Origin of the sequence: Cellvibrio mixtus subsp. mixtus J3-8 (genome assembly GCF_000766945.1) — a bacterium.
Classification (GTDB): domain Bacteria; phylum Pseudomonadota; class Gammaproteobacteria; order Pseudomonadales; family Cellvibrionaceae; genus Cellvibrio; species Cellvibrio mixtus_A.
The window spans coordinates 1-9,400 of the sequence record NZ_KN266212.1 but is presented as its reverse complement, the minus strand read 5'-3'; the positions used below and the strand labels follow the sequence as shown (position 1 = coordinate 9,400).

The following is a 9,400-nucleotide window of genomic DNA, read 5'->3' as shown; positions in this document are numbered from 1 at the left end:
AGAAGCCAGTTTGCACCGAAGTTAGCAAACTGCTTCTGCGCAGCAAAGAGATAGGGATTGAAGTGTAAAGCTGGAAGATTAAATCATGGATTCAGCGGCAAGAACGCCAAATTCTTTATTCCACTCCATCAGCAACAATGCCAGTGCCTGCGATTGCTCGTGCAATGAGACCAGCTCTTCATAGGTATCTTTTGGACCGACATACAGTTTGATCTGGCGATGCTTGTTGGCTAACTCATGCTGCAAATGTTGGGATCTATAGACTTCCAGTTTCCAGCGTAAATTGTGAGCGGTATTACGATAGTAGGCCAATTTGGTTTGTAAGGTGATCGGGCTTACCGAGTTGAGTGGCCCGAACACATTAAAGTCCAACGCTAATACCATAGATTCTTTTGCCCCCGGGTCGGCAATCACAGTAGCAGTGCGAGGCTGCCCAACGAGCTGGGCCAAATCACCGAAGACTTCTCCCGGAGTAACATAATTAACCAGATCACCTTTCAGGGCCTGATCAACATACACCGCCAACTTACCTTTCAGTAAAAAATAGAGCCAGTTACCGCTATCGCCTTTTTGTAAAACAATTTCCCCTGGCAAAAAGGACATGATTCGCGATGCTTGCAGCAAAATCTCAAATTGTTTTACGTCTTGCTGTTTTACTACTTTAAAAAATGGAATTCCCGCGAGCAAATGCTCCAGGGTATCTTTGGGAATTTTATATAGCTGTTTTGTTTCCATCATCTGCCCGTAATGCTGTTTTTATTCGTGATTCACTACCTAATACCCCGAGGTGGTGAGCAGTCCAAACCTTAACACTCCTTGACGCATATGATACTACTGAAAATCTATAGAACAACTATAGCTAAATTACCGACAAGGTACGCGCATTCCATTTTTTTTCTATATTATATCTACGGGGTCACACCCTAAACCGCTGCATAACACACAGGACAATAAAGTCTTTGATAATAGAGAGTAGCAAGACTATGCGCTTCAACCATCTATTCCGAGTATTCGTTTGTACTTCACTACTACTTTTTGCTCATTTTGCCCGCGCTGAACCCATGCTCAATGGTATTGGCATACATCAGGAGTTAGGACGGGAAATATTTATCGGTGCACTGTATTCAGAATCATTAAGTAATGATGCCAATACTTTATTACGCAACAAACAACCCATGCGAATGGAGCTCAAAATTGTTAGTCCCGAAGGAATTACTGCAAGGCGCTTCAGCCGTTTGTGGATTGAAGGGTTGGCAGTAAACAGCAAGGCCGACGCCCTCATGGCACAAGCGGATAATACCGTTGCCTTTGATGCAATGTTTAAAGGCCGCCTTATCCAAAATGACCACGTAAAAATCAGTAATACTCCCGGTAAAGGGGTCACTGTTAGCATCAATGATGTTGTACTTGGTACCATCAAAGATGAAAACTTTTTTTCAATGCTGCTGGCCACCTGGATTGGTAGCGTTCCACTTTCATCCGACTATCGTGACAGCTTGTTAAAAGTTGGTGATATTAACGCTACGCTACGCGGGCGTTTTACCGGTATCAACCCTTCTGCGGCACGGCTGGCAGAAGTAAAGACCTGGTCAGGAGATGTCAAATCTTCCGCACAAGCTAAATCCAGTGCCAAAGCGGTCGCAGTAACATCCGCTGCTGCGTCCCCCAATGAAATCGAAAAACCGAAAGTGGATGCATCAACCCCGGTGGCCGCCGGTTCAGCTTCTGTGTCATCAAAACGCCCCGCAACTCCAGTTAAAGCTCAAGATGAAGATGAAGGTCCAGCGCTTACCGCCCAAACATTGTTAGCACGCCAATTTTATGTATCAGATGCAATCAAGAAAATTCGCAGCAAAACCAAATATCCACAACGGGCACTAGACAGAGGCCAGGCTGGTAGTGTACGTGTTGCTGTGGTGGTAGATCGCCAAGGTAATATTCTCGGCGCAAGTATTCTGGAAAGTAGTAATTTCGATATGTTAAATAAGGAAGCCTTGGATGCTGTAGATCGCTCCGCGCCCTTCCCACCTTTACCAGAAACCGTCAGCGGACAGAGATTTGAATTTACTGTACCTATGCGTTGGACCTTACCGGAATAATTAGTTCCCCATAAAAAAAGCCACTTCAAGGTGGCTTTTTTTTATGGGCGATAAAATATTGACCAGTTCTTGCCAGCGATCAGGAACGCTAATAATTTACGTTTATCAGCGTACATTTCATCAGGATAATTGCCGCAACCGTTGTTCGATAACTTTATGGATTCCACTGCGCTCAAGTACCGAATGTTTCTCCAATCGCCCCGGATGTATTGTATGCAAATGCAAACACGGGGTGGATGCATCCAATTCACGTAAATCCCCTTTCATCAATACCGGTAAGAAAGGTTTATTGGACGGCAATTTTTGCCGGACAATATTCAGCCCCATTTGTAACGGTAATGCACGGACAGTTCCACTACGAAAAGGAATTCGCAGGAATAAACAAGGGCGAGCCTGATACACACCCGGAATAATTTCCATACCAGTCGGTGTTACCGCATTGGCTGGAATACTATTAAACGTATCGTGTGGCGTGTAGGGATTAGGAAGAATGACCAGTTTACGGTCTTCTTCCTTGGGGAAAAAAAGATTGTAATTGGTGTAAAGCTGCTCAACCGAACTGGAATAGACGCAGAGCTTGTTTTCAAAGCCCATGACGAAATCCACCGCGCGCTGGCGTTGGTTGAAAGCGTCCAGATCCCAGATTAGATCCTTGTTATCGTCGTTGGTTGACACAATCAGCTCTTGATAGAAAAAGTGAAAGAAGTATAGCGCCAGATAAAATTAATGCTCTCGCGTCGCACGGAATACTACTTCCGGATGACGCTCCTGGGTTAACGATAAATTGACTCGCGATGGAGCAAGGTAAGTCAGATGACCACCACCGTCTTCCGCCAGATTCTCTGCACATTTGCGTTTGAATTCTTCCAACTTTTTGGGGTCGCTGCATTCACACCAGCGCGCGGTTGTTACGCTCACCGGTTCGTAGATTGCCTCCACCTTGTACTCATCTTTCAAGCGATAGGCGACTACTTCAAATTGCAGCACACCCACAGCCCCGACAACAATATCGTTATTGTTGATAGGGAAAAATACTTGCGTTGACCCCTCTTCCGACAATTGCTGCAAACCTTTTTGCAATTGCTTCATCTTGAGAGGATCTTTCAATCGAATACGGCGAAATAATTCGGGCGCAAAGTGCGGGATACCGGTGAATTTTAATTCTTCTCCTTCGGTGAACGTATCTCCGATCTGAATGGTGCCGTGATTGTGCAATCCGATAATATCACCGGCAATTGCTTCATCGACTGCACTGCGGTCTCCCGCCATGAACGTTACTGCATCGGCAATTTTTACGTCTTTGCCAATACGCACATGTTTCATTTTCATACCTTGAGAATAGGTCCCCGAACAAATACGCATGAACGCAATACGGTCGCGATGTTTGGGATCCATATTTGCCTGGATCTTGAAAATAAAGCCGCTAAATTTTTCTTCTGCCGGTTCTACAACACGATTATGAGTAGCTCGTGCACGTGGCGTTGGTGCCCACTCGACAAATCCATCCAGCATTTCACGCACACCGAAGTTACCTAATGCAGTGCCGAAAAAAACCGGTGTCATACGGCCCGCAAGATATTCATCCAAATCAAATTCATTAGTCGCACCGCGCACAAAATCAATTTGTTCACGATAGTCACTGGCGTAAGCTCCCATCAATGCAGTGGCTTCCGCGCTATCCAAACCTTTAATTTGAATATCATCCGGAATCGTGTGCCCCATTCCCTGCTGGTAAACATGAATCACATCAGTATAAAAATTATAAACACCAAGGAATTCCTTACCGCTACCCAAAGGCCAGTTAATGGGCGCTGCGGTAATTTTTAATACATTTTCAATTTCATCCAGCAGCTCAACGGTGTCACGGCTTTCGCGATCCATTTTGTTGATAAAGGTGAGAATGGGTGTATCGCGTAAACGGCAAACTTCCATCAATTTAATGGTGCGATCTTCTACGCCTTTAGCACCGTCAATCATCATCAATACCGAGTCAACGGCGGTGAGGGTACGATAGGTATCCTCCGAGAAATCTTCGTGACCTGGGGTATCAAGCAGGTTTACGACGCGCCCTTTGTAAGGAAACTGCATAACGGATGATGTCACCGAAATTCCACGTTCCTGCTCCATCGTCATCCAGTCAGATTTTGCATGGGGGCCGCGCTTGCCTTTTACAGATCCCGCCAATTGGATGGCGTTGCCCCATAGCAACAGCTTTTCAGTGACGGTGGTTTTACCGGCGTCCGGGTGAGAAATGATGGCGAAAGTACGGCGTTTCGCCAGCTCGGCAGTTAAATTGGTCATAGGGAATTCGCGTAGTAGAAAAAATGGAAAATAAAATGGCGGGAATTATATCCTGCACGAGCAATTAAAGGGACCAAAGTTTAAAGCCTCAGGATTCAGCAAGGGCACTATTCTGGCGAAGATGATTCTTCAACCATAGCCAGGCCCACATACCCAGCAAAATATTCGCGAATGCGGTTGCCATAAAAATCCCCGTCATACCCCAAAGTTGCTGACCAATCCAGGCCAAAGGAAGGTATACATAAAGCACTCGCCCGGCAGAAATCAACATCGCAGGCCATGGATTGCCCATTCCATTAAAGGCCGCATTGACCGACATCACCAAACCATAAGCACCGTAACTAACGGGCACTATGCTCAAATACGCGGCGGTGATCGTGACAACTTCATCGTGCCCACCAAATAATTGTGCAATTTCACCACCGAAAAGACCGAGCAAAATGGCAATCACAACTCCAAATACCAAACAAAATTGAGTGAGCACACGTAGCGCATCCTGTAACCGACCAATTCTCCCCGCGCCCAGGTTCTGTCCGAAGAAAGGCCCAACCACGCCTGAAAGTGCGTAAAAAGCGATTAACGCGAGTGGCTCAATACGCATGGCGATTCCCAGCGCAGCCACAGCATCGGTGCCATAAGTGGCAACCATAGCGACAACAATTGCACTAGCAAACGGAACAATAACGTTCGCGGCCATCGCAGGGATGCCAACCTCGATAATCGCCAACCAGGATCGTTTCAATGAATGCCACGATGGAAAAGGATTAACCAGCATCTGTAAACGCGAGTGCAAGATGTAGAATGCAACAATCAGCATCAACGCACGCGTAATCAAGGTTGCCAGTGCTGCTCCTTGCAAGCCCAACGCCGGTGCACCGAGTAGGCCAAAAATTAATATCGGGTCCAGCAATACATTTACCAAAGCCGCGCCCCCCATCAAATATCCTTGTACCTGACTCACGCCCATCGCTCGCAATGCAGACAGGCACACCATTGGCACCATCAAACAAGGCGCACTGAAATACCAAATGGACATGTAGGAGCGAATCAGGGGAATTAAATCAGCGGGGGCACCCAAGGCGAGAAATAATGGTTCCAGTGTTATCCATCCAAGGACACAAACACTGACCGAAATAATTAGCGTGAGACTCATCGCATCAGTTGCAAGACGACGGGCTTTGGTAGAGTCTCCTTCTCCTATTGCTCTAGCTACCGCTGATGAGGTTCCCGCACCCAAGCCGATCGCGAGGCTAGTCAGCACCATGATAATCGGGAAAGTAAAACTTAATGCTGCTAATGGTTCACGCCCTAATTGAGCGACAAAAAATGTTTCAATGGCGTTGAGCGACATAGTTGCCATTAACCCCCACATCAAAGGCAGGGCCAAATGCTTTAGTTGGGTAGAGACCCGGCCTTCGATAAGGGTTGCCTGTAAGGGTTCTGCCATAAATGCGCCGGCGACTGGATCAACAAAAGGCGTGCAGTATACATCAGTGCCAATTCGCAATTTATGTTTGCAGCAAGAAGCTGCGACAAACTGCCACAGTACTTCATGCGCAGAAAAGCATGCGCTTACAGGTACCTTGGTTATAATCAGCGAGTTTCTTTTTATTGATATCCTTTTATGCCAATATCCGTGAATCGACAGATTTCTTTCGCACTTGCCAATCACACCCAGCATTTAAATTATTGGGTGATGATTCGCACGCTCGTGCTTATTTTATTAGGTATAGCAGCCGTAGTGTGCTTATGGGATGGTTCCGTTGATTTGCCATTCACCGAGATTTTAATTGCATTGGTTATCCTGACCGGTGTCAATTTGCTAACCTTTTCGCGTTTGCGCCAATCATTACCGGTCACCGAGATAGAATTTTTTATCCAGTTATTGATCGATCTGTTTTGCCTTAGCGCTGTATTTTATTTTAGTGGGGGAGCCAATAACCCATTTGTATCGTACTTTCTGGTGCCCGTATGTATTTCTGCAGCAACACTCGGAGGTAGATTTACCCTTACCATTACCGGGCTAAGCATTCTTAGTTATTCACTTCTACTTTTTTTTAACGTGCCGCTGCCGATACTGGCGCCTGATCATCATCAACATGATGCCAGCTCTATCAACTTGCATGTTCTTGGCATGTGGTTGAATTTTTTTATCAGTGCCGGCCTGATTACTTATTTCGTAGTGAAAATGGCGCGGGATCTGCGTGCACAAGAGGCACAATTAAATCGCTGGCGCGAAGACCAATTACGCGATGAGCAGGTGATGGCAGTAGCAACCCTCGCAGCAGGAACAGCACATGAGTTGGGAACACCGCTCTCAACAATGAAAGTATTAATTAGTGAACTACGACAAGAATATTCAGACAATCAACAATTGCATCAGGATCTGACCTTACTACAAGAGCAAGTCAATCAATGCGCTTCCACACTGCGCGATTTAGTTAACAAGGCTGAACTTGCAAAAGAAGGGCAAATTGCTGCAGAACCTGTGCAAACCTATTGCGACAACTTAATCCAGCGCTGGAAAATTTTGCGGCCCGATGTTAAATCTCGTATTGAGTTTGCAAACTGTGTAGCAGACTTAAATGCAGTTTTTTCGCCAACCATCGCACAAGCCATCTTAAATTTACTTAACAATGCTGCCGATGCAAGCCCCGATGATATTTCTATTCATATTGAGTGGAATGCTGAAACCATATTATGGACAATTGAGGATTCAGGGCCCGGTATTGCAGAAGAAGTTAGCGCTCATCTTGGTAAATCATTTATTTCTACCAAAAATAAAGGCTTAGGCATAGGCCTTCTATTAACCCAGGCAACCATCAATCGCCATGGTGGAACGGTCACACTACATAAACGAGTACCGCAAGGGACAATAACACGCATGAAACTTCCACTAATAACCACTTTCGACGCAGCATAACAATTAATTATGAACAGCCAAAACACACTGGATTTTTTAATTGTCGATGATGATCCCACTCTTGCAGCTATGCTGGAGAGAGCCCTCAAGCGTCGTCAATTTTCCTGTGCAATTGCGCAAGATGCACATCAAGCCTTACAGCTCATTGAGCAGTTTTTTATTGCAAAGGCAATTGTTGATTTAAAACTCGGCAACGATTCAGGGCTGCAATTAATTCGCGAATTAAAAATAAAATCACCCGATCTGCAAATAGTAATGCTCACTGGATACTCAAGTATTTCTACTGCAGTAGAAGCGGTAAAGTCCGGTGCAATAAATTATTTATGCAAACCTGCAGATACCGATGAAATCCTTGCTGCATTTGGGCAGGAGCCCATATCGGAATTGCAGGAAATGAATTACACACCGCTGTCAGTGGATAGATTGGAGTGGGAACATATCCAGAAAGTATTGCAGGAAAATAACGGAAATATTTCAGCTACTGCTCGCGCATTGGGAATGCATCGGCGCACACTGCAGCGAAAATTACAGAAACGGCCAGTAAAACAATAAATTATATAGGATCAAGTTGCATTGCCATTAACAATGCATCTTCGTGCCCATTCACAGTTGGATAATAATTTTTACGCTGCCCTACTTCAAAAAAACCTTCTTTTGAATAGAGCTCAATCGCTTTACGATTAGACACCCTGACCTCAAGAAACAACATATCAGCTTTACCTTTAACACAGTTAACTGCATGCGCCAACAAGCACTGACCAATTCCTTTACGCTGGAATTGTGGTGCCACAGAAATATTTAACAGTTCTGCGTCGCCGCCACCATGGGTTACAACCACATATCCCACTAACAGGTTTTTAGATTCTGCCAGCCAGCATTTTTGCCGGCCTTTTAAACAATCTTCAAAGCTGGATTGTCGCCAGGGGTGAGTATGCGCACTGCGTTCAAGCGTCATTATTTGTGGAATATCTGTCGCGGTTATTTCGCGCAAAAATAATTCCAAGCCGGTGTGTGTGAAAATTGATAACGAATTCATGAAGGGAATATTAATCAAGCATTGACCATAAGCGAGCTTTATCGCTTGGGTTTTGTAATAGTTCATTCAAACTTGGCAATAACATTGCAGTTACCTGTACTTGTCCCGACAAACTATTAATGGCAATTTTTTTCCAACGATTTTCCACCGCAGACATATCATCCCCAATGAAATATTTTCCAGAGGCCTCACCTAACAACCATAAACGGTTAATAGGACGCAATTCATTCTCCACAGCCAACCAGGTTTGTAGTTCATTGCGAGCATCTATTTCGGTACGGGATACATACCGGTTTTCAATCATTGGCCAACGCAAAACCTCTTCACTCAGATTAAATTTTTCAGTTAAACATACCCTCAATATATTATTAAGAAACAGGTCAGTTGGTAGTGCGAGTGTTGTATTGCGAGAATCAATAATTAAAAATCCAGATACCGGACGCCACACACTCAATGAAAAAGGAGCTACAACAGCAGGTTTCTTTTCTTCCAGCTGCTGCAATATAGCTGCTGCATTAATTGGTACTGATGGCTTCTGACGAACATCCAGATTTGCAAGGACATCTATAGTAATAGCAGTTTCTACTTTTGAGGGAACTATTGAAGAAATCACAGCAGGGATGGTTTGTTCCAATACAGCAGACGAATCATTCCCTATATCAATAACTGGCATCACACAAGCAACAGGTTCCGGCGCATTAGGTAATCGCCAACGCGGCATATAATTCTCAATACCTAGTGCAGATAAATAGGTTTGCCGCTGAAGCTCATTCATTTGTTAATCACATGATTACATCGGAAATTGGTCGAACCCAATTCAATAGCTGATAAAGTAATTATAAATTGGAATCGAGATTAATTGCTTGGTTAGCAAATGGGATTATCAAAGTTTATTCTTATCGATAACTAAATAAACTTCAATAAGGCTAAATTTTTATCACGTAAAACAAAAACGCCCGATAGCGTTAACTAACGGGCGTTTTATAATTTAAAAGCTTGACGATGACCTACTCTCACATGGGGAGACCCCACACTACCATC

9 protein-coding genes are annotated in these 9,400 nt (G+C 44.6%); 3 read left to right on the top strand and 6 right to left on the bottom strand.

What is annotated here, in order from left to right:
* Window positions 1–78: 78 nt before the first annotated feature.
* The gene (locus A596_RS17335) at window positions 79–738 is read right to left on the bottom strand and encodes a cyclic nucleotide-binding domain-containing protein (protein ID WP_084128562.1); all 660 of its coding nucleotides are present in this window, start codon (window positions 736–738) and stop codon (window positions 79–81) included.
* A 323-nt stretch (window positions 739–1,061) separates the two neighbouring features.
* On the opposite strand from A596_RS17335, the gene A596_RS17330 reads away from it, so the two are divergent.
* Window positions 1,062–2,099 (top strand): TonB family protein, encoded by a 1,038-nt coding sequence (locus A596_RS17330; RefSeq protein WP_039917182.1) that lies wholly within the window; start codon window positions 1,062–1,064, stop codon window positions 2,097–2,099.
* Between the two features lie 120 nt (window positions 2,100–2,219).
* Here A596_RS17330 and A596_RS17325 read toward each other — a convergent pair whose 3' ends face one another.
* From A596_RS17325 to A596_RS17315, 3 genes are all read right to left on the bottom strand, one after another.
* Window positions 2,220–2,774: a hypothetical protein gene (locus tag A596_RS17325; RefSeq protein ID WP_039917180.1), complete on the bottom strand. Its 555-nt coding sequence runs from the start codon at window positions 2,772–2,774 to the stop codon at window positions 2,220–2,222.
* Between the two features lie 48 nt (window positions 2,775–2,822).
* Window positions 2,823–4,400, bottom strand: coding sequence for a peptide chain release factor 3 (locus tag A596_RS17320; RefSeq protein ID WP_039917178.1), 1,578 nt, complete (start codon window positions 4,398–4,400; stop codon window positions 2,823–2,825).
* Between the two features lie 88 nt (window positions 4,401–4,488).
* Entirely contained in the window at window positions 4,489–5,847 is a 1,359-nt protein-coding gene (locus A596_RS17315; RefSeq protein ID WP_039917177.1) for an MATE family efflux transporter, read from the bottom strand.
* Window positions 5,848–6,024: 177 nt separating this feature from the next.
* Between A596_RS17315 and A596_RS17310 the strand changes: the two genes are divergently transcribed.
* On the top strand, window positions 6,025–7,323 hold the full coding sequence (locus tag A596_RS17310) for an ATP-binding protein (protein ID WP_039917175.1): 1,299 nt from the start codon (window positions 6,025–6,027) through the stop codon (window positions 7,321–7,323).
* A gap of 9 nt (window positions 7,324–7,332) precedes the next feature.
* Window positions 7,333–7,875, top strand: a complete 543-nt coding sequence (locus A596_RS17305) for a response regulator transcription factor (protein ID WP_039917173.1) — start codon at window positions 7,333–7,335, stop codon at window positions 7,873–7,875.
* A gap of 1 nt (window position 7,876) precedes the next feature.
* On the opposite strand, the gene rimI is transcribed toward A596_RS17305, so the two are convergent.
* Both rimI and A596_RS17295 read right to left on the bottom strand, forming a co-directional pair.
* Entirely contained in the window at window positions 7,877–8,359 is a 483-nt protein-coding gene (gene rimI, locus A596_RS17300) for a ribosomal protein S18-alanine N-acetyltransferase (RefSeq protein ID WP_039917171.1), read from the bottom strand.
* Between the two features lie 10 nt (window positions 8,360–8,369).
* The gene (locus A596_RS17295) at window positions 8,370–9,134 is read right to left on the bottom strand and encodes a hypothetical protein (protein ID WP_039917169.1); all 765 of its coding nucleotides are present in this window, start codon (window positions 9,132–9,134) and stop codon (window positions 8,370–8,372) included.
* Window positions 9,135–9,400: the final 266 nt, after the last annotated feature.

Bases quoted from the DNA above. Each gene is read 5' to 3' on its own strand.
- A596_RS17335 (WP_084128562.1), bottom strand. From the start codon at position 738: ATGATGGAAACAAAACAGCTATATAAAATTCCCAAAGATACCCTGGAG.
- A596_RS17330 (WP_039917182.1), top strand. From the start codon at position 1,062: ATGCTCAATGGTATTGGCATACATCAGGAGTTAGGACGGGAAATATTT.
- A596_RS17320 (WP_039917178.1), bottom strand. From the start codon at position 4,400: ATGACCAATTTAACTGCCGAGCTGGCGAAACGCCGTACTTTCGCCATC.
- A596_RS17315 (WP_039917177.1), bottom strand. From the start codon at position 5,847: ATGGCAGAACCCTTACAGGCAACCCTTATCGAAGGCCGGGTCTCTACC.
- A596_RS17310 (WP_039917175.1), top strand. From the start codon at position 6,025: ATGCCAATATCCGTGAATCGACAGATTTCTTTCGCACTTGCCAATCAC.
- A596_RS17305 (WP_039917173.1), top strand. From the start codon at position 7,333: ATGAACAGCCAAAACACACTGGATTTTTTAATTGTCGATGATGATCCC.
- rimI (WP_039917171.1), bottom strand. From the start codon at position 8,359: ATGAATTCGTTATCAATTTTCACACACACCGGCTTGGAATTATTTTTG.
- A596_RS17295 (WP_039917169.1), bottom strand. From the start codon at position 9,134: ATGAATGAGCTTCAGCGGCAAACCTATTTATCTGCACTAGGTATTGAG.